This is a genomic window from Sediminibacterium sp. FW305-C-49 (assembly GCF_058231085.1).
The window spans coordinates 314,060-337,615 of record NZ_JBIQXS010000003.1; the positions used below are offsets into that span (position 1 = coordinate 314,060).

Annotated in this window: 23 protein-coding genes; 8 read left to right on the forward strand and 15 right to left on the reverse strand. The window is 41.9% G+C overall.

Going from position 1 to position 23,556, the window contains the following annotated elements; genetic code table 11:
- The first annotated feature begins 12 nt into the window (after positions 1–12).
- Both ACH3Z1_RS15485 and ACH3Z1_RS15490 read left to right on the forward strand, forming a co-directional pair.
- Positions 13–714: a hypothetical protein gene (locus ACH3Z1_RS15485; RefSeq protein WP_490822909.1), complete on the forward strand. Its 702-nt coding sequence runs from the start codon at positions 13–15 to the stop codon at positions 712–714.
- A 216-nt stretch (positions 715–930) separates the two neighbouring features.
- Complete coding sequence (locus tag ACH3Z1_RS15490) at positions 931–1,581, forward strand: SGNH/GDSL hydrolase family protein (protein ID WP_490822910.1); 651 nt, start codon at positions 931–933, stop codon at positions 1,579–1,581.
- 240 nt (positions 1,582–1,821) lie between these two features.
- On the opposite strand, the gene ACH3Z1_RS15495 is transcribed toward ACH3Z1_RS15490, so the two are convergent.
- Complete coding sequence (locus tag ACH3Z1_RS15495; protein ID WP_490822911.1) at positions 1,822–2,949, reverse strand: serine hydrolase domain-containing protein; 1,128 nt, start codon at positions 2,947–2,949, stop codon at positions 1,822–1,824.
- Between the two features lie 932 nt (positions 2,950–3,881).
- On the opposite strand from ACH3Z1_RS15495, the gene ACH3Z1_RS15500 reads away from it, so the two are divergent.
- A complete protein-coding gene (locus ACH3Z1_RS15500) occupies positions 3,882–4,511 on the forward strand; it encodes a hypothetical protein (protein WP_490822912.1) in 630 nt (209 codons plus the stop codon).
- 187 nt (positions 4,512–4,698) lie between these two features.
- Here ACH3Z1_RS15500 and ACH3Z1_RS15505 read toward each other — a convergent pair whose 3' ends face one another.
- The 4 genes from ACH3Z1_RS15505 to ACH3Z1_RS15520 form a co-directional block, all read right to left on the reverse strand.
- Positions 4,699–5,259: a hypothetical protein gene (locus ACH3Z1_RS15505; protein WP_490822913.1), complete on the reverse strand. Its 561-nt coding sequence runs from the start codon at positions 5,257–5,259 to the stop codon at positions 4,699–4,701.
- A gap of 364 nt (positions 5,260–5,623) precedes the next feature.
- Complete coding sequence (locus ACH3Z1_RS15510) at positions 5,624–6,169, reverse strand: hypothetical protein (protein WP_490822914.1); 546 nt, start codon at positions 6,167–6,169, stop codon at positions 5,624–5,626.
- A complete protein-coding gene (locus tag ACH3Z1_RS15515) occupies positions 6,166–6,594 on the reverse strand; it encodes a hypothetical protein (RefSeq protein WP_490822915.1) in 429 nt (142 codons plus the stop codon). The genes ACH3Z1_RS15510 and ACH3Z1_RS15515 overlap by 4 nt, the downstream gene beginning before the upstream one ends.
- A 136-nt stretch (positions 6,595–6,730) precedes the next feature.
- Entirely contained in the window at positions 6,731–7,147 is a 417-nt protein-coding gene (locus ACH3Z1_RS15520) for a contact-dependent growth inhibition system immunity protein (protein ID WP_490822916.1), read from the reverse strand.
- Between the two features lie 356 nt (positions 7,148–7,503).
- Here ACH3Z1_RS15520 and ACH3Z1_RS15525 point away from each other — a divergent pair, with 356 nt between their 5' ends.
- Complete coding sequence (locus tag ACH3Z1_RS15525; protein WP_490822918.1) at positions 7,504–8,031, forward strand: hypothetical protein; 528 nt, start codon at positions 7,504–7,506, stop codon at positions 8,029–8,031.
- 53 nt (positions 8,032–8,084) lie between these two features.
- Here the strand turns inward: ACH3Z1_RS15525 and ACH3Z1_RS15530 are convergent, their stop codons facing one another.
- The 3 genes from ACH3Z1_RS15530 to ACH3Z1_RS15540 form a co-directional block, all read right to left on the reverse strand.
- Positions 8,085–9,059: a hypothetical protein gene (locus ACH3Z1_RS15530; protein WP_490822919.1), complete on the reverse strand. Its 975-nt coding sequence runs from the start codon at positions 9,057–9,059 to the stop codon at positions 8,085–8,087.
- A 203-nt stretch (positions 9,060–9,262) separates the two neighbouring features.
- Positions 9,263–9,610 carry a hypothetical protein gene (locus tag ACH3Z1_RS15535; protein ID WP_490822921.1) on the reverse strand — a complete coding sequence of 116 codons (348 nt, stop codon included), beginning with the start codon at positions 9,608–9,610 and terminating at the stop codon, positions 9,263–9,265.
- A gap of 12 nt (positions 9,611–9,622) precedes the next feature.
- Positions 9,623–9,934 (reverse strand): DUF2695 domain-containing protein, encoded by a 312-nt coding sequence (locus ACH3Z1_RS15540; protein ID WP_490822922.1) that lies wholly within the window; start codon positions 9,932–9,934, stop codon positions 9,623–9,625.
- Positions 9,935–10,145: 211 nt separating this feature from the next.
- On the opposite strand from ACH3Z1_RS15540, the gene ACH3Z1_RS15545 reads away from it, so the two are divergent.
- Positions 10,146–13,385 (forward strand): S41 family peptidase, encoded by a 3,240-nt coding sequence (locus ACH3Z1_RS15545; RefSeq protein WP_490822923.1) that lies wholly within the window; start codon positions 10,146–10,148, stop codon positions 13,383–13,385.
- Between the two features lie 209 nt (positions 13,386–13,594).
- Here ACH3Z1_RS15545 and bioB read toward each other — a convergent pair whose 3' ends face one another.
- Together bioB and ACH3Z1_RS15555 are read right to left on the reverse strand one after the other, a co-directional pair.
- Positions 13,595–14,599 (reverse strand): biotin synthase BioB, encoded by a 1,005-nt coding sequence (gene bioB, locus ACH3Z1_RS15550; RefSeq protein WP_490822924.1) that lies wholly within the window; start codon positions 14,597–14,599, stop codon positions 13,595–13,597.
- 369 nt (positions 14,600–14,968) lie between these two features.
- On the reverse strand, positions 14,969–16,018 hold the full coding sequence (locus ACH3Z1_RS15555; protein WP_490822925.1) for an RluA family pseudouridine synthase: 1,050 nt from the start codon (positions 16,016–16,018) through the stop codon (positions 14,969–14,971).
- 204 nt (positions 16,019–16,222) lie between these two features.
- Between ACH3Z1_RS15555 and lipB the strand changes: the two genes are divergently transcribed.
- Positions 16,223–16,933, forward strand: a complete 711-nt coding sequence (gene lipB / locus ACH3Z1_RS15560; protein ID WP_490822926.1) for a lipoyl(octanoyl) transferase LipB — start codon at positions 16,223–16,225, stop codon at positions 16,931–16,933.
- Positions 16,934–17,162: 229 nt separating this feature from the next.
- Here the strand turns inward: lipB and ACH3Z1_RS15565 are convergent, their stop codons facing one another.
- The gene (locus ACH3Z1_RS15565) at positions 17,163–18,200 is read right to left on the reverse strand and encodes a hypothetical protein (protein WP_490822927.1); all 1,038 of its coding nucleotides are present in this window, start codon (positions 18,198–18,200) and stop codon (positions 17,163–17,165) included.
- A 195-nt stretch (positions 18,201–18,395) separates the two neighbouring features.
- On the reverse strand, positions 18,396–19,283 hold the full coding sequence (locus tag ACH3Z1_RS15570) for a 1-aminocyclopropane-1-carboxylate deaminase/D-cysteine desulfhydrase (RefSeq protein ID WP_490822929.1): 888 nt from the start codon (positions 19,281–19,283) through the stop codon (positions 18,396–18,398).
- 52 nt (positions 19,284–19,335) lie between these two features.
- On the opposite strand from ACH3Z1_RS15570, the gene ACH3Z1_RS15575 reads away from it, so the two are divergent.
- On the forward strand, positions 19,336–20,238 hold the full coding sequence (locus ACH3Z1_RS15575; RefSeq protein ID WP_490822930.1) for a glycosyltransferase family protein: 903 nt from the start codon (positions 19,336–19,338) through the stop codon (positions 20,236–20,238).
- Between the two features lie 119 nt (positions 20,239–20,357).
- Here the strand turns inward: ACH3Z1_RS15575 and ACH3Z1_RS15580 are convergent, their stop codons facing one another.
- From ACH3Z1_RS15580 to ACH3Z1_RS15590, 3 genes are all read right to left on the reverse strand, one after another.
- On the reverse strand, positions 20,358–21,164 hold the full coding sequence (locus ACH3Z1_RS15580; protein WP_490822931.1) for a PhzF family phenazine biosynthesis protein: 807 nt from the start codon (positions 21,162–21,164) through the stop codon (positions 20,358–20,360).
- A 287-nt stretch (positions 21,165–21,451) separates the two neighbouring features.
- Positions 21,452–22,558: a S1C family serine protease gene (locus ACH3Z1_RS15585; protein WP_490822932.1), complete on the reverse strand. Its 1,107-nt coding sequence runs from the start codon at positions 22,556–22,558 to the stop codon at positions 21,452–21,454.
- A gap of 5 nt (positions 22,559–22,563) precedes the next feature.
- Positions 22,564–23,130 carry an RNA polymerase sigma factor gene (locus ACH3Z1_RS15590; RefSeq protein ID WP_490822933.1) on the reverse strand — a complete coding sequence of 189 codons (567 nt, stop codon included), beginning with the start codon at positions 23,128–23,130 and terminating at the stop codon, positions 22,564–22,566.
- 141 nt (positions 23,131–23,271) lie between these two features.
- Here ACH3Z1_RS15590 and ACH3Z1_RS15595 point away from each other — a divergent pair, with 141 nt between their 5' ends.
- Positions 23,272–23,445, forward strand: a complete 174-nt coding sequence (locus ACH3Z1_RS15595) for a hypothetical protein (protein WP_490822935.1) — start codon at positions 23,272–23,274, stop codon at positions 23,443–23,445.
- Positions 23,446–23,556 lie beyond the last annotated feature (111 nt).

The window sequence follows — 23,556 nt, forward strand, 5'->3', positions numbered from 1 at the left end:
TATTATCTGTAAATGTATAATGAAATAAAAATCGGCTACCCTGCGTGCACTAACATCATTTTCAGGAAAATGATGTTAGTGGTGCTGGCTGTGGTTGGTACATTTGTTTGTAATGGCCAGGGCAGGATGCAAAAACAAAAATTATATATTAACCCTGGTGTTGGCTTTTACAGATTAACTGATGATCCCTATAGTATTAACAATACCCCATTATTGCTTGACCTTAAAATTGGCATGACTGTAGGAAAGCATGCAGGTCTTGGGTTTCAATTTTCTGCTGCATATCAATCTGAGCGGGTGTCGGGGCGTTCTTCGATACAGCAGGTGGGATCAGGAACAGTCTGGACAAGATCCGGAACACATACAGTAAAAGGTGCCTCCATGGGTATTTTCTACGAAAGATTTTTTCCAATGGGTAAACGCTTAACATTTTTCCCGAGTGTGTATGGTCAGTTTTTCTATTTTAAAAATATAGAACAGGGGGGCATTTTTACGGGTACTGAAACGGTGCCGGGAATAACCTATTCAAGAGAAATATTACACAATTACAAGGCAAGAATAGGAATGAATGTAAACATGCAATATGCTATTTCAAAATCAACGTCAGTCACTCTTCGGTTTGGGCAAATTGATGCAAGGTTCAGCTACAAATTTAACCCGCAGGTGTATTTCGAGTTGCCTGTATTGATGGGAGTTAAATATTCATTTCAATAAATCTGATTCCTTTTTCTTTTTTGAACAGCCTGTGTGTATGTTGGTGAGTGTTATGCAGGTGCACTTTGTAATGATTAGCCTGCTTCTGTATAGCCGCTGCAGAGAAAAAATGTTAACTTGTATGATGGAAGTAAGCAACAGGGCTTACAGCAAAGTTGCTGCTTCGCGCAAGCGCTTCCCAGACAATAAATAGCTGAAGTAAAAAAATAAAGCATATTGCAAAAAGCCGTATACCGCCCGTTGATTCAATACCTGAGCCTCTTGCTGATGACCCCTTTATTATTTTCCATGACCAGTTTGCGGGTCAACAAGGGAAATCCGGAACAGGAGAAACCGGTATCGATATTGTTTGTAGGGAATAGCCTCACTTATGTAAATGACCTCCCCGGCAAACTAAAACAAATCGCACATGAAAAAGGGAAGCGTGTAGTTACAGATATGCTGGCATTACCCGACTACGCATTGACAGACCATCTGGCAGAAGGAAAGCTTCAGCAAATGATAATGACCGGCCAATTTACTTACCTCGTTGTTCAGCAAGGGCCTTCAAGCCAGACAGAAGGCAGGGCTTTATTGCGTGAGGCAGCAACCGAATTGAAAAAGCTTTGTGAGGTCAATCGTACCAAGCTTGCATTTTATATGGTATGGCCGGCCTATCAAAACTATCAGCATTTTAATGCTGTGATCAAAAATTACACCGATGCTGCCAGCAGTGTGAATGCAATTCTTTGTCCTGTTGGTCTGAAATGGAAAGAGTATATCGACAAAACCGGCGATATATCCTATTATGGGTCCGATCAGTTTCATCCTTCACCAAAAGGAACGCAACTGGCGGCTGAAATCATTTACCATAGTTTGTTTCAGTAATAAGGGTCTGGAGTGGTGGCTGTTGTGTAATTGTTAGCCTGCTTCTGTGTACCCGCTGCCGCAACGTCCCCATTCTTTCACCTGCGGTGATAGAATGAGACGATGTGGGGAGCAGCCTGCGAAGAAGGAAACAAATGAACCCCACTCTGACAGGTATTCCGATTGCAGATCGTATTTGCGAGGAAGGGGCTATTAAGGTGGAATATGGGGAACACCCTTTGGAACCGGAAAAGAAAGACACTATTTCTCATACTTCGACAGCAAAATATCTCTTATTCTATTTCGTGTGTCATAGATTCTTATTGTTTCAATGTTGCTTAGAATTATTATTCCGATGTTTTTTTCAGGAATAAGTGTTAGCAGGCTTCTGTAACCATCGTCGCTTCCGCCATGTTCATAGTTTGTAATGCCTTTGTATAGATACATAAACCAACTTAACCCGATTGAAATATTTCTTTCTTTGTTAACGGTAAAAGTTGGGGTCATCATCATTGCATGTGTTTGAGGTGAAAGCACCTGTACATTTTTATATTTTCCATTATTCATATTGGCAATTGCCCAACGAGATAGTTCTGCAACATTTGTATTTAGTGTTGAACTTGGGGCATGCATTCGATTATATGGATATACCGGCAATACTTTAGGCGGATTTCCGGCATGTGGACTGGTTCGTAATGATTTTTTTATTCCCGGGTAATAAAAATTACTCTCTTTCATTCCAAGCGGGTTGAGAATGTTCTCTTTCACGTATTTTTCAAATGATATTCCAGATACTTTTGCTATTAAATCTGCCATAATATCAAAAGCAATATTGCTATAATGATATGCTGCTCCTGGTTGGCTAATCAATATACTATCGCTCAGGCTTCTTGTAAATCGTTCTGCTGCGCCATCGTCTGAAAGGCCTTTCGACCACTCGTAGTCATCTATATCTGGCATGCCAGATGTGTGATTGAGCATCTGTTTAATTGTGATCTCTTTATATCGTTCATCTTTTAACTTAAAATAGGGCAGGTAATTAATCAGCGGCTTGTTGATATCAATTTTACCTCTTTCATGAAGTTGCATTACTGCTGTTGCTGAAAATGTTTTGGATACGGAAGCAATATGAAAAATATGTTTGGGCTTTAACTGAACATTGCGTTCCGTATTTGTTACACCAAAACTGTTGATATACATAATATCTTCTCCCTTAGTGATGGCAACTGAAATGCCTGGAATACCGCTTGTGTCGATCAGCGATTGCAGATATGATTCAATTTCGGTGTAGTCTGCGATATGCTGCTTACCCAATTTTTGAGATGTATTACATCCGGCTAAAACTACAAGTAGTAAAGAAGCGATGAAAAACCCATGTTTTTTTAACATGATCATTATTTCTTTGTAGTAACGGTGTGGTGTCTGAAATGTTACATTGGTTAGAAGAATCTAATCTTAAACAAAACTGGTTGATTGCTTAGATGATGAGCATAGGTGTAGTGTTGCTCATCTTTCACCTGTGTTGATCGTATGAGATATAGCAATCCGGAGCATGAAACATTATTCAAGAGCCTGGATACACAATACTTCGGATGATATAGTTGTTTCTTTTAGTACAGCCTGTTTGTCTTTATTGTGTATTTTATTCGACGTTATGCTGGTATGTTAGTAATAATTAGCCCGCTTCTGTGTAACCTCTGCCGCAACGTCCCCATTCTTTCACCTGCGGTGATAGAGGGAGACATTGCGGGGAACAAATCATTTACCATAGTTTGTTTCAGTAATAAGGGTCTGGAGTGGTGGCTGTTGTGTAATTGTTTTGTTCTCCGCGACGTCTCCCTCTGAAGCCGAAGGCTTAAGAATGGGGACGTTGCGCTGCCGCATATCCAGGTTGTATCTATTCGTTATTAGCAGCGTATGTTGGGTAGTGATATGCCTGCGTGTTAAGTAATCATTAGCTGGCCTCTGTGTAGCCTCTGCCGCAACGTCCCCATTCTTTCACCTGCGGTGATAGAGGGAGACATTGCGGGGAACACTCTGCGAAGAAGGAAAGTGAGGGAAACCCTGCGGAAAAGGAAAACTTCGCCTCGTTTGTGCACAGTCATTCTGCACCGTATGGTAAGTTATCTAACATGGTTGATTTCCTAGAGCGATAGACCATTGCCGGATTGGTTCTTTGAACTGATTTTTCTCAGACGAGCACCCTACGACAGATCATAGTAAGAAGAAGGAACAATTAAATTTGACGATATATAAAATTAAATTATATTTAAGAAACAATTCTCTGGCGCACTTTTTTTAACTATTAACCAGATATTGATATGGGTATCTATTCAGACAGCACCCGGCAGTATAAAACCAATGTTCAGCAGGAAGATAAACGGGTGAATGCAATCCAGGTAAGATCTCCTTTTCAATCAGACAAGCCGGCATCGGATTCCCGGATGGGTTTGCAGGAAATGGCCGATAACAGTCCACAGGTAGCACAAATGAAGCGTTATCAAAACATGGTGAATCAGCCGATGGTAAAACCGGGTGGTATGAAGAGCAGTGCACAGGTGGCCCAACTGGAGAAGAAAAATAAAGATAAGCAGATATGGGATGACTATGAATCAGAGATGCAAGATGATCAGGATGCCGAACAGGATGTGGAAGATGAGCTGTGGAGTGATGAAAGTGATGTAATCGAATTTGCGTTTAAACAACTGCAGAAATATAATTATACCGGATGGGACGATACCGACTCATCACAGGGTGATTACTGCAGGTTTATCTGGTACTTTAAGTATAATGTAAAAGTAGGTGTGAATGTGCATTACCCGGCTGGTGGGGGGAAGGCTGCCGGAAACATGTATATCGAGGGTATACAGGGCTGGCAAAACCGAACACCACAGGCCATGGTAGATAATGCCCCGGCAAACAGACCCCCAACCACGGCCACCTGGCGATGACCGATACACGATCATGGTTATGCGGAAATAAAATTATGCCCTTACCCGACAGGGATTTTTTATGCAGATGCAGTTGGTCAATGAAACAGTAGTCAAAAAAATCAGTAAGGTTCCGCGCAAAGTGCCCGATCGCTCAGCTTCGGTGACAGAGGGAGATATCCAGATGAAATCCCAGTGTCGGAATAAGTTATCTTTTGATAAACTTCAATGTGCGTAATGCGGTTAATAGGTTCTTTTCATTTTCAGGCTTCAGGTTTTCTCCGTAAAGATTAAAACGATCAAACGATGGGCCAGATGGCCAAAGACTGTCTATATAAATGCCTGTGGAGCCAATACCGGATTTTCTCGGATAAACAATTTTCGACACATACCCACTGATGGTATCCCATGATACATTGTTTTTTCTGAATTTGTCGGGATCGGTAAGGTTTTTGTCTTTCACAAATATAATTGCATTGATATCGATCATGTTGGTATCTAATGAATGGATCAAGCTACTGTCCATAATCGTCACGTCTCTTTCGTAGAGTTCGTTTGAATACCAACCAAGGTCGAAGGTTAAAGTATCCTTATCGTCGAGGGCAATACGACCCACATAGCTATCAATACCTGTATCCTTTATTTTTTGCCATGATTGAGGTACTTCAATGGTAAAAGAGCCAAAGTCCAGAATTTTTGTATCAATCTTTTCTGAATAATTACATGCAGAAAGTATAATTAGTAGAGCTACGACGACAAGTTTACGCATACCTAAAAATAGGGTGGTAATAGTAAAATTGTATGCTTGTTTTTTTAAGCTATCTCCGATCTTTCACCTGCGTTGATAAGGGAGACGATGTGGGCAACACCAAACGAATAAGTAAGTAAGACCCTTTGTCGCAGTTTCCGACTGGTCGTCGGAATGCTCCTCAGGGTGACGGGCAAGGGGTAGGGGAACCTTCTGCAAAGATTGGCTCTGCCAATCTTTGCAGCTTTTTACTCTCCAGCATTGTCACCCTGAGGAGCATTCCGATCGCAGATCGGATTTGCGAGGAAGGGGCTTTTTCATTTTTTGCAGCCTGGTTGTTTGCTATGTATGTTGGTTATTGGTATGCAAGCGCGCTAAGTAATGATTAGCCAGCCTCAATGTAAACTCTGCCGCAACGTCCCCATTCTTTCACCTGCGGTGATAGAGGGAGACATCGCGGGAAACCCTGCGAAGAAGAAAACGTCCCCATTCTTTCACCTGCGGTGATAGAGGGAGACATTGCGGGAAACACTCTGCGGAAAAGGAAATCATCTTTAGCGAAAAACAGAGAGAAAAAATCATACAAATAGTCTTGATAGTCAAGTTCTATACAAATGTCTTTCAGAATCTCAAGTACTTTAACATTTTCGATTTCTCCGGCTAATGATTTGTTTATGAGATAGGTAGCATATTTTTTGATTGTTAGGTCTTTGTCAGAGTGGTCGAGATTTAATTCAAAAAGTACTTTGTTACTAAGTTCTTGTAGTCTAAACTGATTGTAAGGTTCGGTTTCTCCGGCAAGTATTATTAAGTGTTCAGTTTCGTAGCCAGCCATCAGCATTTCTATAGCCCAGTCAATCCAGGATCGCTCAATGTCACGATTGAGCACTTTGAATGCTAGTATCTCAGCTGTTGATTGTACCGGGTTCATTTAATTTGGTCTTCTTTGAAAAATACTTTTTCTAAGTCACTGGAAGGAAATGTATACATGTTTTGCATCATATTACATTCATTTGAATGCATATGCAGTTTGATTTTTCTTATTCTATTTTGTTCATCAAGGTACTCGAATTGATACAAATCGAAGGGCTTCTCAGAACGCCCTTTTATCCACCATATAAAGCCAGAGCCCTCTTCTGCGCCCGAGTCGTTTGAAATATCAAGCCCTATACTTCGTATACTTTTAATTTTAGTTATATGAATTGTTTGTATTTTTTTTAATAAACCGCCAAAGTATTCTCTTGAAATAGTCAGTTTTGAATTGCCAATCTCAATGCCTTTCGGACTTAAAAAAATTTCAATAAATATATACAGGATGAACAGGAGAATGGAGTAGTCGTGTTTGTTATTAACCAACGTGAGTAAGATGCTGATTAAATTAAGGAAGAACAGTGTCTTATAAAATGCAGATTTAAATCTAATATTTCGCTTATAAGGTGGGGGTGTAGTCATTTTGCAATAAGAGAGGATGTGTGATTTTTAGCAAATACTGTTATTTTTTAAATGTAGGGTTAAAAACAGAGTCGAATGAAGATGAGTCTAATTTATGCAGTGTCAGTTCATTACTCCGGTTTTTGATTAGCGCATTTGTTTCTTCCCATAAATGTTTATGATTATTCCAGAATGCGGATTCTACAGTGAGGATGTTTTTAAGCAAGTCTCCCGGATAGAAATCAGCTTCAATAAAAGGGTCTGGCTGTAATTGTTCTAATGCTAAAGGAATAAGATACTGTAAAGCAAATCCTTGTCCGATCATCAGTCTCAAATCTGAAGCTGTGAATTCTCCGATAGGTGTTTTGCATAAAGTAAGACAGCGTTTTACCATATCTGTCGGGGCTTCATTCGGATCCCCAAAGTTTCGTTCCTCTAACTGCTGAATACTCTGCTCTCGCCATTTTGTATTTGGCATACGTTAATACTTTTTAATCCATCAAATTACAATTTTTTCCTATTGCAGCAGCAAGGAGTCTTGAAAGAGGAGCATTCCGATCGTAGATCGGATTTGCGAGGAAGGGGCTTTTTCTTTTTAGTGTAGTCTGGTTGTCTGCTATATATGTTGGCTATTAGTATGCAAGCGTGCTAAGTAATGATTAGCCCGCCTCTGTGTAAGCTCTGCCGCAACGTCCCCATTCTTTCACCGCGGTGATAGAGGGAGAGGATACGGGAACCCTACTGAGAAGGGAAAGAAGATGCGATTAGGAGGGATGTAGAAAGTTTCAGAACTTTAATAACATTAACGTCTATTTACTAATGAGTAGTAAGAGTATGTTTCGTATAAAAATTAAAACAAAAATTCCATACCTCACAAATGGGGTACTTTATATCGCAATAACTGCATTTGTTATTTTCCTTATAATCGAATTGCCATTATATCCATTTAAAAGCGGTAGTATCAATCTTAGGCCTTATGTATTTAGTTGGCTCTATGGAGCTGAAGTGAAATATTTGTATTTTTCAACAGTACTAACTGGATGTTTAGCTTTTCTTTTTTACAATTTTTTATGGCAATACGTTTCAGCAGAAATGATTTTTGATGAAGGGTATGTTGAAATAATCAGTAATGATGGTGCTGTTCATAAGATAATAATGATAAAACATATCCGTAGCATATCTATTAATGATGTTACTTCATTTAATGGAAGGTCAAAACAAAAATTGAAATTGTCAATGTCATATATTAAGCGTAACAGTTTAGAGATTCAGTTGGTTAATTATGCGGAGAGTGAACAGCTTATTAATAAATTGAGTGATCATAAAGACCTTTTAATAAGGTTTCATGCATTTCCTTACTAATCTTAAAAGGCAGTTAGGCTCTGTGTAGCCTCTGCCGCAACGTCCCGATTCTTTCACCTGCGGTGATAGAGGGAGACGTCGCGGGGAACCCTAGGAAGAAGGAAGATAGAATGCGGAGAACACTCTGAGGAGAAGGAAAAGCCTAAGAACAGTTGAACTTCATTTAAAGTCAGTGGATATTTTCTGTCTACCAAATGGTTTAAACTTGGAACTTTTCTAATAAAATCAGCGTCAACAACACCCATGTTATGTTCAAAAACATGTCTTACTTGAAACATTTGTCTTAGAAAAGAATAGTTAGACAACTGTGTTTTAATGTCCAGACTAAAATTCTGTAACAACACTTTTTCTAATTCATCAATATTTTGGAATAAATTTTTAGGTTTGTCGGGGAATTGTCCAACTAACTTTTTTCTAAGTTCTTTTCCTAAACCATCAAAAGATGAAATGGCATTACTCAAAATGAATTTTAAATTAGCAAGTTCCACATCCTTATCATGTGGGAATTGGTTGAAAAGTTCAATTTGCTTTTTGCAAACTTCAATTGATTTTTGAAATATAGAAAAGGCGTTTAACTGACTGCAATCTGGACATCTTGAAAACACACCGTATATAGCAAATTCGAGTTTGCAATTATCGCAGGTTAAAAGTGTTTCAAGCTCAGATTCATTATAATATTTTATTGGAAAGAATGGTGTAGTTATAGTTGTGTTGACTTTTATTTGTAAAAAACTGCCTCTTGTTGAAGATTCTAACTTCTTGAAAGATTTTGTCAAGTCGTCTAATAACGGTGCTACCAATTTCTCGTAGGCTATTTGCTTGCCAACACTTTGTGCATAATCAATTTGGTCTTGAGTCCAAAAAGTATTTTGGTCACCCTCATATTCACAATATGGACAGTGACAATGTTGAGTTGGCAAGCCTGTTCCTGGCTTGATTTTGAAATACCTTTTGCATTCAAGACATTCTCTACCTACAAATCCGTCGTCGTCTTTAGGAATTGATATTTGAAATGTGTGTGTGCTCATGGTCTTTTAGCATTACACCTAACGGTTCACAGCTTTGCGGTCAGGGGCAATTTTTTACGCCGCCCCTAGCGACGATTGCTGAATTGTGTTACTAAAGATAAAATTTTATTCAAAAGCTTAATAGATAAATGTCAGCGGGTACAAAAGCTAAAAAGAATTACAGGTGATGACCAACGCTTTGCGTTGCCTGCTGGCTTTTGTTGTCAGTCAAGTTGTACTTCAATTTCTTTTTTTGATGTGTCTATCTTAAACCAACTTTTGAAATCTGTCTGCGGAATACATTCAACTATGCTCAAATGCCCTGCGTACTTGCTTAATGCTTTGTTTCCGAACTTTAATGTCAAACTATAAATGCCTTGTCCATCTTTGCCAACATACGCTTGCATTTGCACTTGCCTTTTATCATTGATGAACTTTTGTGAATAGTAATTATCTGGCTCTGTTACCAAAACTCCGTCACACCAAAAACCTATCACATTTTCGTCATCAATATTTTCAAGTACTTCAGAAATTTTGTACTCAAGCGTTTCACAAAAATTTTGGTCGAGCATTGTTAAAATAGTTTAAAATATTGCATTTTCGTCAAATTTTTCTTCCACATTAGCCAAGACTTCACAATCGCAATATCCACCGTTTTCACCGAGCCATTCAGTGATTTCTTCAATGTTGTCAAGTCTTAGAGATTGCAAAAAAACTACAGAGAGTTTAAGTGTATCGTCGCAAGGGCTGTCAGTAAGTCGTTCGTCCAAATAGTCAAACAAAGCTTTAAAATTTTCACGGCTTGTCGGCAAACTATTTTCAGATTCTTGTTGTGCCTTGAGCTTTAAATCTCTTGAGATTTGTTTGCGTCTTTCAATTTCGTTTTTGTCAGGCATAAATTATTGGAGGGTGTAAGTTTAAGCTTGCAGGTAACTTATAGATTGACGAAACTTTATTTCGTCAATCTATAATGCTCCGTAGTAAATTTACGAAACGTTCATTTCGGATAGAAATATCTCAAATATTTCATGTCTGAAAAAGGGTTCCCGTAATCTATTACACAAGCCTAAAAGAGTTTTAGTAAATTACCCATCCAAACTAAAACTTATGCTAAAACTCCAATCCATCCTCATCCTCCTTGTCGTGGCCCAACTGGTCCAGGCACAAGGCACCATGCTGCTGCGTCAGCCATCTGCCAGTAAAGACCATATCGTCTTTGTACATGCTGATGATATATGGGTCACCGACCGTAAAGGCGGTGATGCCCGCAGACTCACCAGTGCCGTGGGTTCGGAAACCAGCCCCAGGATTAGTCCCGATGGTAAATGGGTGGCATTTACGGGGCAGTACGATGGGAACTCGGATGTTTTTATGATACCCATTGATGGTGGCGAACCTAAGAGATTGACTTATCATCCGGGGGTAGATATTGTGCAGGGATGGATGCCGGATGGCAAGGCTGTTTATTTTACTTCAGGCAGGGAGGGTTATCCTACGGTGAATGCCAAATTCTTTACCGTGCCCGTAACAGGTGGTACACCTACTGCCATGGTTGTGCCTTTTGGTTTTGTGGGCAGTTTATCGCCCGATGGAAAAACCATGGCCTACCAGCCCTATAGTTTCTGGGACCCTGAATGGCGCAATTACCGGGGCGGTCAGGCACAACCCATCTGGTTATTCAATATGACCACACACGAAACCGTAAAAACGGTGCAGGGCGATCGCGAGCGTCATACAGCACCTGTATGGAACAATGGCATACTCTATTTTTTATCGGAGCAGGATTTCATCAACAATGTATGGTCCTACGATCCGAAAACCAAACAACAGAAACAACTTACGTTTCATAAAGACTTCGATGTAAAGAATCTTGCTTCGGGTGGTAATGGTCTGGTGTATGAGCAGGGAGGTTATCTGCATAATCTTGATCTTTCTTCCGCCAAAACAACACAGTTAGAAATACATGTAAAAGGCGATCTCAACTGGGGCCGCCCACGCTGGAACGATCTGGGTGCGGGTTCGCTCATCAATGCCAGTCTGTCGCCAACAGGTAAAAGGGCTTTGTTTGAAAGCAGGGGTGAAGTGTTTACCGTTCCCAAAGAAAATGGCGACTGGCGAAATATTACCAATACACCCGGCAGTGCAGACCGTGCGCCGGTATGGTCGCCCGATGGTCAGAAGATTGCCTGGTTCTCCGATGCCAGCGGAGAGTACCAGTTGATGATACGCGACCAGTTTGGTTTACAGCCGGCACAGGCTTTTGCCATTCCCAATAAAAAATTCTATTTCACACCGGCCTGGTCGCCCGACAGCAAATACATTGCGTTCAGCGATACTGATTATAATATCTGGTACATGGATGTAAAAACAGGTGCCGTTAAACTGGTGGATACTGACCGCTATGCGCATCCCAACAGAACCATGAAACCTGTGTGGTCGCCCGACAGTAAATGGATCGCTTATGCGCAATTGCAGAACAACCAGTTTAAAGCCATTAAAGTGTACAACCTCGAATCGGGCAGCAGCAAACAGATTACTGATGGTTTGTCTGATGCCATCGATCCGCAGTGGGATGAGAATGGAAAATATTTGTACTTCCTGGCCAGTACCGATTATGCGCTGGCAACAGGCTGGCTCGATATGAGCAGTTACAATTATCCCGTAAACCGTGCATTGTATATTGCCGTGCTGAGCAAAGAAGCCCCTTCGCCCTTTGAGCTGAAGAGTGATGATGAACCGGTGAAAGTATCTGATTCTGCCAGAACAGCCCGCCCCGCAGCCGCAGGTGCTGTGCAGGTGAAAATAGATTTTGATGGACTGGATCAGCGCATTGTAGCCACCAGTATTCCATTACGCGATTATACCAGCCTCGTGGCCGGACCGGAAGGCACTGTTTTCTATACAGAAACCGTACCCAATGAACAAGGCTTCATACTGCATCGCTATAGCATGAAGGATAGAAAATCTGTAGAATTTGTTCGATCGGTTGCTGCAGCCGTTACCAGCTTCGATCGTAAAAGTATATTGTACCGTGCGGGACCGGGCTGGTTCATCAACGGAACGGCAGCGGCACCACGCCCCGGTGAGGGCAGGCTGGCCACCGATGGTATGAAAGTATATGTTGACCCTTCGCAGGAAGCAGAACAGATTTTCAGGGAAGGATGGCGCTACCAGCGCGATTTTCTCTATGTAGATAATACACATGGCGCTCCATGGGATCAGATTTTTACCTGGTACAAACCCTGGGTAAAACATGTTAAACACAGAAGCGATCTCAACTATATCATCGATATTTTAGGTGGTGAAATTGCCGTGGGTCACTCTTACACCAGTGGCGGCGATTTTCCGAATGTGCCTTCCATACCGGGTGGTTTACTCGGTGCCGATTATAAAGTGGTGAACGGCTATTTCGTGATCAGTAAAATATACAATGGCGAAAACTGGAACCCCGAACTGCGTTCTCCCTTAAGTGGTCCGGGCATCAACGTACAGGAAGGTGATTATTTACTGGAAGTGAATGGTAAAGCACTCACAGCCGATATGAATCTCTTCAGTTTATTTGAAGGCACCGCTAACCGCCAGGTTAAAATTCGCGTGAACAATAAACCTTCACTCGAAGGTTCCCGACTCATCACGGTGGTGCCCATAGCCAATGAAGGCGGTTTGCGTTCCAGACATTGGGTAGAAAGCAATAGAAAAAGAGTAGACAATTTATCGGGTGGTAAACTGGCTTATGTATATGTGCCCAATACCGGAAATCCCGGTTACACTTATTTCAACCGTTACTATTTTTCGCAGCAGGATAAAAAAGGCGCCATCATCGATGAAAGAAACAATGGCGGCGGCTCTGCAGCAGATTATATGGTCGACATCATGAACCGCCAGCTCATGGGTTATTTCAACAACCGTGTAGAAGGACATAGACCATCTACTACACCCATGGCGGGCATCTGGGGTCCGAAAGTGATGATCATTAATGAGAATGCCGGCTCCGGCGGCGATCTGTTGCCGTACATGTTCAAGAAAGCCAATATTGGTCCGCTCGTAGGAACCCGTACCTGGGGTGGTCTTGTTGGTACATGGGATACACCTCCTTTCATCGATGGTGGTCGCATGGTTGCCCCACGTGGTGGTTTCTTTGATACCGATGGTAAATGGGCCATTGAAGCCGTTGGTGTTTCGCCCGATGTAGAAGTTTTTCATGACCCCAAAGCCATCATAGAAGGCCGCGACCCGCAACTGGAAAAAGCAGTACAGGAAGCGTTGAAACTCATGCCAAGTAAAGGTATTGAATTGAAGAAAGAACCGGCGCCGCCAGTGAGGTCATTCAGGCCGAAAGGGAGATGAAAAATATGAAATAAGAAATAAGGAATAAGAAAGGGGGAGGAGAAATAAGAAATAAGGAATATGAAATAAGGAATAAGAAAGTAAATGAAGAAGATAGAGAGTTGTAAATAAAAAAAATAGAAGGCAGCGTTATCATTCAGATACGCTGCCTTCTATTTTCTTATTTCTTATTCCTTATTTCTTATTTCTCTGTTTCTTATTTCTCTGTTTCATCCCGCTTCCACCAGCTCTCTCAAATACTGCTTGCTTTCTTCTTTAAACGCTTTCCTCGGCTGCAGCCCTAACAACTGGAACATCTGGTTGTCTTCATCGAAGGATGGGTTAGGGGTAGTGAGGAGTTTATCGCCGGCGAAGATGGAGTTGGCACCAGCCATGAAACACAATGCCTGATCGGAAATGCTCATGTCTGTTCTGCCCGCACTTAAACGAACCATGGTTTTAGGCATGAGAATACGTGCGGTAGCAATCATGCGAACCATATCCCACACATCTACCTTGGTATTGTTTTCCAATGGTGTTCCCTTAATAGCCACGAGCGAATTAATAGGCACACTTTCCGGATGTTCGGGCATGGTGGCCAGTGTATGCAACATACCGATACGGTCTTCATGTGTTTCACCCAGACCGATGATACCACCACAACAAACGGTAACACCTGCTTTGCGTACATTGTCGAGTGTATTCAAACGATCTTCATAAGTACGGGTGCTGATGATTTCGCTGTAATGTTCTTTACTGGTATCGAGGTTATGGTTGTAAGCGTATAGTCCGGCATCGGCTAATTTTTTGGCCTGGTCTTCGGTGAGCATGCCGAGGGTACAGCATACTTCCATGCCCATTTCATTGACACCTTTTACCATATCGAGTACACGATCGAAATCGCGGTTGTCTCTTACTTCTCTCCAGGCAGCACCCATACAGAAACGGGTAGAGCCGGCATCTTTGGCTTTCTGTGCATAGGCCAGCACTTCATCTTTCTTCATCAATGCCTGTACATCTACTCCCGTATTATAACGGGCTGCCTGCGGACAATACGCACAGTCTTCACTACAGCCGCCTGTTTTAATACTCAGCAGGGTACATACCTGTACTTCGGCAGTATCATTATACTTTCTGTGCAGTTCTGCTGCACGAAATACCAGCTCCAGCAAAGGCATATTGTAGATGTCGTGAATTTCTTCGGCGGTCCAGTTATGACGGATGTCAGGAGACATATGTTTTCAGTTTTATAATGCAAATATATAGAACAGAGAAATAAGGAATAGGAAATAAGAAATAAGAAACAAGAGTCAAGAGACAAGGGGTGAATTACTTAGTATTACTCCCTCTGTACAACTCCGTGCCGTACTCCGTGTAACGCTGTGGTTTAATTTATAGAACATTTTTTAACCACAGAGTTACACAGAGTGAAACACGGAGTTACACGGAGGGTGGTGTATGGAACGCAGATTTTCATGATTATGATGATTTTTCATGATCAATCATCATAATTATGAAAATCAGTGTTCTGTTTAATAATGCTTTATCATCACTTCTCAAACAATAAGCAACAATACACTTTCTCATTCCTTATTTCCTATTCCTTATTCCTCTGTTTTCTTATGCATGTATTTTCGCCACTTTTCAATCACCTGTTGCATATCCTCCGGCAAAGGCGATTCGAAGTGCATGGGTTGTTTGGTAACGGGGTGAATAAAGCCCAGTGTTTGTGCATGCAATGCGCAGCGGGGACACATGTCAAAACAGTTGTCTACAAATTGTTTGTACTTGGTATAGATGGTGCCTTTTAAAATTTTGTCGCCACCATATTCCCAGTCGTTGAATAATGTGTGGCCAATATGTTTCATGTGTACACGTATCTGGTGGGTGCGCCCTGTTTCGAGTACACATTCTACCAGTGTTACATAATTAAAACGTTCGAGCACTTTATAATGCGTGATGGCATGTTTACCAATTTCTCCTTCAGGATAAGCATCAAACATTTTTCGGTGCTGCCGGTGTCGTGCAATATGTGCTTCAATGGTGCCGCTGTCTTCCTGTACATCGCCCCAAACCAGTGCCTGGTATTTTCTGTTGACGGTATGATTGAAAAACTGTTTGGCCAGGTGTGCGGCGGCATCGCCGGTTTTGGCGAGTACAATTAATCCGGTGGTGTTTTTATCGATGCGGTGTACCAGTCCGAAACGGGGCAGACTTTCTTCATCGAGATTGGGATTCTGCTGCAGGAAATGATAAGCCACCCCATTGAGCATGGTACCCGTAAAATTGCCCACACCCGGGTGCACCACCATATTAGGTGGTTTATTCAATACCATGATGGCATCATCTTCATACACAATATTCAGCGGAATATTTTCGGGTTTGAGCTCTGTATGTTCGGGGTTGATGAGACTCATCATGAGAATTTCATCGCCCGGTTTTATCTTGTAATTGCTTTTGACCACCTGACCGTTCACGGTGAGGAAGCCGGCTTCTATGCCTTTCTGTACTTTGCTGCGGGTGGCGCCTTCAATACGTCCCTGTACCCATTTGTCGATACGCATGGGTTCCTGTCCTTTATCTACTTTAAAGGATTGGCGTTCGTATAGTTCTTCCGTAGCCTCTTCGTTTATTAAATCTAAATCATCCAGCATTTGGCAAAAATAACTCTTCGAAGGCATTTGTGGTAAGGTCTGTCTGGCAGTTCATGTAATCTAGTGCTACCTCCGTGCAACTCTGTGGTTTAATTGCTAAGATTTTTTAACCACAAAGTTACACAGAGTTGAACACGGAGTTGCACGGAGGTGTGTTAGCTGGAGAGGAGCGTAATAATGGCGGGGAAGCTGTAATTTTGTGGCATGCAGTTAGTATTTTTTGAGGATCTGGGGTATCGGTCGTACAAGTCGGTATGGGACAAGCAAGAAGAGATGTTGAAGGAGAAGGTTGAGATGAAAGCGAAGCACCGCGAAGAAGCGACTGTTGCATTGCCTGTACATCATCTTTTATTTGTAGAACATTCACCTGTTTATACCCTTGGCAAAAGCGGGAAGGAGGAACATATTTTAATTCCACCTGAAGAAATGGCCGCGAGGGGAATTGATTATTTCCATATTAACCGCGGCGGCGATATTACTTTTCATGGTCCGCAGCAGGTGGTGGGTTATCCGATTATTGACCTGGAACAGTTTAAAACCGATCTGGGCTGGTATTTGCGCAGCCTTGAAGAAGTGATTATTCTCACCATGGCCGATTATGGATTAAAAGGAGAGAGGAGCAAAGGCGAAACCGGTGTTTGGCTCGATCCTGATATACCCGGTAAGGAAAGAAAAATATGCGCCATGGGTATCAAATGCAGCCGCTGGATTACCATGCATGGTTTTGCCTTCAATATCAATACCGACCTCAGTTATTTCGATCATATAGTTCCCTGCGGTATTGTAGGGAAGCAGGTTACCTCTTTACAAAAAGAATTGGGAAGAGAAGTGGATTTCGAAGAAGTAAAAATTCGCCTGCGCAAACATTTTGAAAAAGTGTTTGATGTGAAATTGCAGTCAACTATCTTCTCCTGAAGTATAACGTTTCTGATCTTTTATTTTAGCCGCAACCCGATAATAGGTTGACCTCAGTGCCACTCTGTGCCATACTCCGTGTAACTCTGTGGTTTTAAAAATTCAGACATTAAACCACAGAGTTACACAGAGTTTAACACGGAGTTGCACAGAGGGAGGCAATGTAGGAACATAGGAGGTTTCAATTTGGACATTGAATATTTCTCTGTTTCTCTGTTCTTCTGTTCTCCTAGTCTTTTTGCAGGAAGAACTTGTTTTTCTCTACGAGGTCGTTGTTTTTATACAATTCAAAATCATACCAGCCACTGCGTTTGAAATTGGCTTTGTCGAGGATGAGTTCGGCTTCTTTTATTTTGTTGATGCGGAACATTTCTTTTCCTTCTGCATCAAAGAAAACAATACGGTAGGCTGTAAAATCCCGTGCGGGTAATTGGATATTCAGGTAGCCGTTGCTGTTGGTGTACACATAAACAGATGGCTTCCATACAGGCTTGGGTATAAACCTCGAAAGCTCGGCTCTGAAAGTGGTGATATTGGTAAGGGTGTCTTTGGTATAGGCTGCCACAGAATCTTTGAATTGTTTGTACAGCGGGTATTCAACCTGTATGAGCAAAGTGTCTTTTACAAATACACTTACATATTCTTTGGGTTTGGGAATAAAAGGTTTCCAGTTAATTTCTCCGGGTTTGAGGAGTGCCAGTGAATCTTGTGTAAACTGAATGATGGAATCTCTGAAGTTTTTATAAGTCTGTGTATTGATCTGGTATAAAAACTGTCCTCTTTTATAAAGACGGATCATTCTATCCGTTGTTTCTTTTGACGTACTGTCTTTATTAAATCCGTTGTCTTTTATAGGTTCTGTTGGTATGTAGATACGGCCAGACAGGTCCTCTTCTTTTTTTGCCTGCTCTTTATCACCTGAATCACCCGATTCGGTAGCTGTTTTAATGGTGGTGAAAAAATAATTACCACCTGCCAGTACATAAAATATACGGTAATACACTTTGGGTGCCGGCGGAACTTTGTTGTCTACATAACCGTTGCGTGGTAATTCGGGCGACTGTGCAGAAAAAATGGTCCTGAAATTGATGCCGTCAGTAGAACGTTGAACGGCTAACTGGTTACAGGTTGGGTAAGGATTGATCCAACTGATACTCACTTTTCCTTTGCCCAGATCCTGTATGGTAAAGCCGGGTAACGCCCTTTGCGCAGAAAGATGAATGATGCTACAGCAACAAAAAAGGATCAACAGGTTCCAGTGTTTCATTCTTACAAATATATAGAGTGAGTAGTGAGTAGTCAGGAGTGAGTGGACGATTTTTTTATTAACTTACTCACTCACTACTCACTACTGACTGCTCACTCAACTGATGATGAGTATATTTTATTGCCACAGAAAGCACAGAAGGCCACTAAAAACTTTCTGTGTATTTCTGTGTCTTCAGTGGCAAAAATTCATTTATTAAAAAGGCAGATTGCCGGGTGCTAAAGACCTGTTGCCCTGTAACCCGCCACTATGAATTAACAGCAACCTGCTGTTGGCAGGAAAGAATGATGTTGAAACCAGTTCTTTGACTGCATAACATAATTTGGCAGTGTACACAATATCGGTGGGCAATTGATCTGTTGCCCACAGATCACGCATAAAGGTTAACAGTGATGCAGGGTGTTTGGCATATCCGCCAAAATCATAGCCATGTATACACTCAAAATCAGTGCCAACTGACGCACCCATCAATGTTTTTATTTCATCAACAATGGATACATGATTTTTGAGTACACTGATGCCAATGATTTTTTGGTGAGGTTGAGCAGCCAGTATCAATCCACTCATCATGGTGCCGGTACCGGTAGCGCAGAGAATATGTGTGTAAGCACTACAATCGGCAACAGACAGTATATCGGCAGCGCCTTTAGTACCTAAAATACCATAACCACCTTCAGGAATCCAGTAATAATGCGGTTGATGGTATTGTTTAATGATGCCGGCTTTATCCCTGTATTCATTTCTGGCGATAAAAATCAATTCCATCCCATAGCTTTTGGCTTCCTGCAGGGTAGAAGACAGGGTTGTTTCTTCATCGCCCCTGATAAAACCCATACTGGCAAAACCATTGATCTGTGCTGCATAAGCCAGGGCCACAATATGGTTGGAATAAGCACCCCCAAAACTCGCCAGGCAATTTGAGTCTTGTCTTCTTGCTTCTTCTATATAATATTTCAGCTTGAACCATTTATTACCACTGATAACGGGGTGTACCAGGTCGAGCCGGAGTATATCGGTTTGAATACCATGGGCCGAGAGTCCGGGTAGTGACTGAATATGAATATTTTGAATATTTATCAACATCCTATCTTATGATAAGTTTGAAAGTTTTAGTTTCGTTCACTTAAATAATTTTATGCAACCAACTTTAGTGATCCTTGCAGCCGGTATGGCGAGTCGATATGGCAGTATGAAACAGATACAGTCATTCGGTCCCGACGGCGAAACTATCATGGATTATTCAATTTATGATGCCATTCGTGCAGGATTTGGAAAAGTAGTGTTTATTATCCGTGAAGAATTTGCAGAACAGTTCAAAGCCATATTCGAACCTAAGTTGAAAGGACGCATTGCTACCGATTATGTGTACCAGGCATTAAGTTCATTTACCAATGGCAGAAGCATTCCTGCCGACAGAACCAAACCCTGGGGAACAGGGCATGCAGTATTGTGTTGCAAAGGCAAAGTAAATGAGCCTTTTGCCGTCATCAATGCCGATGATTTTTATGGTAAGGATGCTTTTGTCAAAGCCTATACATTTTTAACCACACAATGCAATGAGCAGACTTATTGTATAGTTGGCTATCACCTGAAAAACACATTGAGTGAAAATGGTACAGTAAGCCGTGGTGTATGTGATGTAAGTGCCGATGGTAACCTCACCGATATCAATGAACGCACCAAAATATTTGCCCGTCCGGAAGGCGATATCGTATACGAAGAAAACGACAACCTTACGGTATTGCCTGAAAACAGTTTAGTGAGTATGAACTATCTCTGCTTTGCACCGGGCTTTATTGGTCTGGCAGAAGAGCTGTTTGAAAAATTCCTGGATGAACAGGGACAGGAACTGAAATCTGAATTTTATATACCTACGGTTACCAAACATTTTGTGCAGTCGGGTAAGGGTGTGGTGAAAGTAATTCCTACATCCGCACAATGGTTCGGAGTAACTTATAAGGAAGATGCACCGGGGGTACAGGAGAGCATCAATAAACTCGTAGCTGCAGGAGAATATCCGGCCAGCCTCTGGAAGTAATTGATGGATGGCAGATGGCTGATGTCAGATCGCTGATGTCGGATTTGATTAGAGGTAACTGCCTTAGAAAATACAAATCATATATCTGCGATCTGCCATCAGACATCCGACATCAGCCATCAAACAAATATTTCCCCTTTGGCAACCGTAACGGTTTGCCCGCCTATGGCTGTTTGATCATCATAATAATGAACAAGGATTTCACCGCCGCGTGCAGATGCCTGAAAGGCTTTTAATTGTTCCTTACCCAAACGTTCTTTCCAGAAGCCAGCCAGTACCGTGTGTACAGAACCAGTTACAGGGTCTTCATCAATACCTATCCATGGACAAAATGACCTGAGCAGAAAATCGTATGCTGGGGTATCAGCAATACTGGTTACCACGATTTCTTTGATAGAAGAATTGGCCTCTGTCATTTTTTTATAATTGGGTTGCAGTCCCCTTAATAAAACGGGGTTATCTGTTTCAATGAATAAAGTGTCCAGCTCCCTGCAAAATAGTGCTGAGGTGTAACCGGTCATGCCCAGACTTTCCATAAGTGCAGGAGAAGGAGTATATGGAATACCATTGTATTTGGGATAGGTAAGAAAGCTAAAGCCGTTTTCATGCCGGGCTTTCAGCAGGATGTTTTCTGTTGTGTTGAATGTTAGCTGCGTATCGCCTGTTAATTCAAAAAGAATGGAAGCTGTTGCCAGTGTTGCATGACCACAGGCGGCTATTTCACCAGTAACTGTGTAATACCTGATCTGATATAGATGATCCTGTTGGGGGAACAAACAAAATGCGGTAACAGGTAAATTCATTTCCGCAGCAATGGCATGCATCTGCTCACTATCCGGCATTTCCGAAACAAGAAAGACTGGGGTGGGGTTGCCCTTGAATTGCTGTGAAGTAAAACTGTCGATAATGTAATAAGGGATAGTCATGGTCAAAAATACAGGGATTTTTTTCGAATGGGGAGGGAGTCCGGGAGTCGGAAGTCTGCGGTCCGAAAGATGTGTTGTTTAGTGATTATCCCTCCGTGCAACTCCGTGGCGTACTCTGTGTGACTCTGTGGTTAAAAAACTCCTCCACATAAAAAGACCCCACAAAAGCAGGGTCTCTTCTATATTTAAACCAAACCAACTGTAGGGAGAATGTAGGATGTCTGATGTAGGATGTCTGATATAAGGAGATACTCTCAAATCCGACATCCTACATCTGACATCAGAAATTATTTTGCAAATGCTTTTACATAAAACACACAATCCTCCACTTCTGCTATCTGCTGTTTACGTTGTGCGCTTCTGATATTCGATTTAGTAGGGATCTTTATTTTTTCTGCGGCGGTATCTGTTTTTCTGAATGCATCTACCATACGGAAGATATTTTTCGATTTTACAGCAAATACCACACCTTCAGCAGAAGATTGTCTGGTACTGAGTACACCGATGATCTCACCATTGTTGTTCAGTACAGGTGCGCCGGAATTACCCGGATTGGCACTCATTTGTAACTGGTAGGAGAGTGAATCGCCATCGAAACCGCTGCGGGCACTCAGGTAACCCATACCATACACGATTTCACTGCGGGGATAACCGAGGGTATAAATTTCTTCACCCAGATCGGAACTGCTTTTACGGATACCGTAGGGCAGACTCTTGCGTGGGATAAATTCTTCGTCGGTTACTTTCAGGATGGCCAGATCTTTTTCCTGGTCAATATGAACGATATCGGCATTGAATTCCTGTCCTTTACTGTTTACCACAATGGCACCTGATCCTTTTAATACGTGTGCATTGGTAATGATAAATCCTTTCGGATCGATCAGGAAACCTGAACCACCACTAACAAAACGTACACCTTCGGGTAATTTGCTTTTTACTTCGTTGATCAGGTTGCCCTGTACCTGCTGTTTCTTTTTAATGGCGGCAATATCATTGCTCAGTTGCTGTAACTGGTTACCATTAACAGCGGGAGCAAAATACATGACCATACCACTGATGAATAAAGCGATGATGCCACCTACGCCGGCTGCAATGGCTGTAACACGTTTGTATTTGTGCCATAACTGAATTACACGGCCACGGGTGGTTATTTCAGCCCCTTCATTGATATCGCCTTTTTCCAGTAAACGCTGGTGAGCATCATGAATACCGTGACGCAGGTTGCGGTGTGCCGAATACATATCCATCTGGTGCAGGAACATATTATGCTCTACTACCATCTGGTCTATTTCAGGGGTATTCTTGCGCAGGTTCTCGAAATAGGTACGCTCCTCAACGCTCATGTCGTTGTTGAGGTATCTTTCGATGGCTTCTAATAATAAAATATCATCCATGGTACTTACTCTCCGATATTATATTGTGCGAAGAAGAGTTTCTTCAATCGCATGAGACATTTATACTTCTGGTTTTTGGCATTGTCGGCATTGGTATAACCAAATTCGGCTGCCAGTTCCTGCATCCCCAGTTTCTTGAGGTAATAACCTTCGAGTAAACTTTTACAGGGTTCACCCAGGCTATTCATCGCCCTGTCCATGATGGCGAAAGCTGCGTTGCGCTTTTCATGGTTGTCGAGATCTTCCTCCACCGGCACAGTCTCTTCCAGGCTGTCCACCTGGTTAGTATACCTTCCCAGTTGTTGTAATCTTTTAAGCCATAAACGCCTGCATATGGAATATACATAGGTTTTAATTTGACAGGTTAAGACAAATGATTCGCTTTGTGCTTTTTCGTACAGTGCAATCATCGCTTCCTGAAAAATATCCCTGGCGTCGTCATAAGAACCGTTGTTGTTTAGTATAAAAGCCTGTATGGTATTGAAATTCTCCTTGTAGATGGTTTCAATAGCCCTGGAATCGTTGTTAGCCAGTCCTTTCAGTAATGCTTGTTCGTTGCTATCGGCTTTCACTAATGCTCTTTTAATACTTTGAGGGGGGTAAAAGTAACCCAAAATACAGCGAAAACTTTTTTTGAAAAAAATCTTAGCGGGGCGGGTTACCTTTTATTATATGGCGGTATTAACCTTAAAATCACTCAAAAAAACCACACAATGAAAAAATTATTATTCGTTCTGATGCTGGGCGCATCATTTGTTGCTTGTAAATCAGGTGAAAACAAAGAAGCTGCTGCTGATACTGCAGCTGCTACTGTAACTACTGATACAACTGCTGCTCCAGCTGCTGACACTACAGCTACTGCTGATACTACAGCTGCTGCTAAGTAATTAAACAACGGAACCGCCGTGTTGAACTGAAAAGTGAAAGCCTGCTTGCCGGCAGAAGTGGTTCCCCAAGAATTTTTCATATGGCAAGCAATCGTTAGAGGCCGCTCCGTT

Bases quoted from the DNA above. Each gene is read 5' to 3' on its own strand.
- ACH3Z1_RS15485 (WP_490822909.1), top strand. From the start codon at position 13: ATGTATAATGAAATAAAAATCGGCTACCCTGCGTGCACTAACATCATT.
- ACH3Z1_RS15495 (WP_490822911.1), bottom strand. From the start codon at position 2,949: ATGTTAAAAAAACATGGGTTTTTCATCGCTTCTTTACTACTTGTAGTT.
- ACH3Z1_RS15500 (WP_490822912.1), top strand. From the start codon at position 3,882: ATGGGTATCTATTCAGACAGCACCCGGCAGTATAAAACCAATGTTCAG.
- ACH3Z1_RS15505 (WP_490822913.1), bottom strand. From the start codon at position 5,259: ATGCGTAAACTTGTCGTCGTAGCTCTACTAATTATACTTTCTGCATGT.
- ACH3Z1_RS15510 (WP_490822914.1), bottom strand. From the start codon at position 6,169: ATGAACCCGGTACAATCAACAGCTGAGATACTAGCATTCAAAGTGCTC.
- ACH3Z1_RS15520 (WP_490822916.1), bottom strand. From the start codon at position 7,147: ATGCCAAATACAAAATGGCGAGAGCAGAGTATTCAGCAGTTAGAGGAA.
- ACH3Z1_RS15525 (WP_490822918.1), top strand. From the start codon at position 7,504: ATGTTTCGTATAAAAATTAAAACAAAAATTCCATACCTCACAAATGGG.
- ACH3Z1_RS15530 (WP_490822919.1), bottom strand. From the start codon at position 9,059: ATGAGCACACACACATTTCAAATATCAATTCCTAAAGACGACGACGGA.
- ACH3Z1_RS15535 (WP_490822921.1), bottom strand. From the start codon at position 9,610: ATGCTCGACCAAAATTTTTGTGAAACGCTTGAGTACAAAATTTCTGAA.
- ACH3Z1_RS15540 (WP_490822922.1), bottom strand. From the start codon at position 9,934: ATGCCTGACAAAAACGAAATTGAAAGACGCAAACAAATCTCAAGAGAT.
- ACH3Z1_RS15545 (WP_490822923.1), top strand. From the start codon at position 10,146: ATGCTAAAACTCCAATCCATCCTCATCCTCCTTGTCGTGGCCCAACTG.
- bioB (WP_490822924.1), bottom strand. From the start codon at position 14,599: ATGTCTCCTGACATCCGTCATAACTGGACCGCCGAAGAAATTCACGAC.
- ACH3Z1_RS15555 (WP_490822925.1), bottom strand. From the start codon at position 16,018: ATGCTGGATGATTTAGATTTAATAAACGAAGAGGCTACGGAAGAACTA.
- lipB (WP_490822926.1), top strand. From the start codon at position 16,223: ATGCAGTTAGTATTTTTTGAGGATCTGGGGTATCGGTCGTACAAGTCG.
- ACH3Z1_RS15565 (WP_490822927.1), bottom strand. From the start codon at position 18,200: ATGAAACACTGGAACCTGTTGATCCTTTTTTGTTGCTGTAGCATCATT.
- ACH3Z1_RS15570 (WP_490822929.1), bottom strand. From the start codon at position 19,283: ATGTTGATAAATATTCAAAATATTCATATTCAGTCACTACCCGGACTC.
- ACH3Z1_RS15575 (WP_490822930.1), top strand. From the start codon at position 19,336: ATGCAACCAACTTTAGTGATCCTTGCAGCCGGTATGGCGAGTCGATAT.
- ACH3Z1_RS15580 (WP_490822931.1), bottom strand. From the start codon at position 21,164: ATGACTATCCCTTATTACATTATCGACAGTTTTACTTCACAGCAATTC.
- ACH3Z1_RS15585 (WP_490822932.1), bottom strand. From the start codon at position 22,558: ATGGATGATATTTTATTATTAGAAGCCATCGAAAGATACCTCAACAAC.
- ACH3Z1_RS15595 (WP_490822935.1), top strand. From the start codon at position 23,272: ATGAAAAAATTATTATTCGTTCTGATGCTGGGCGCATCATTTGTTGCT.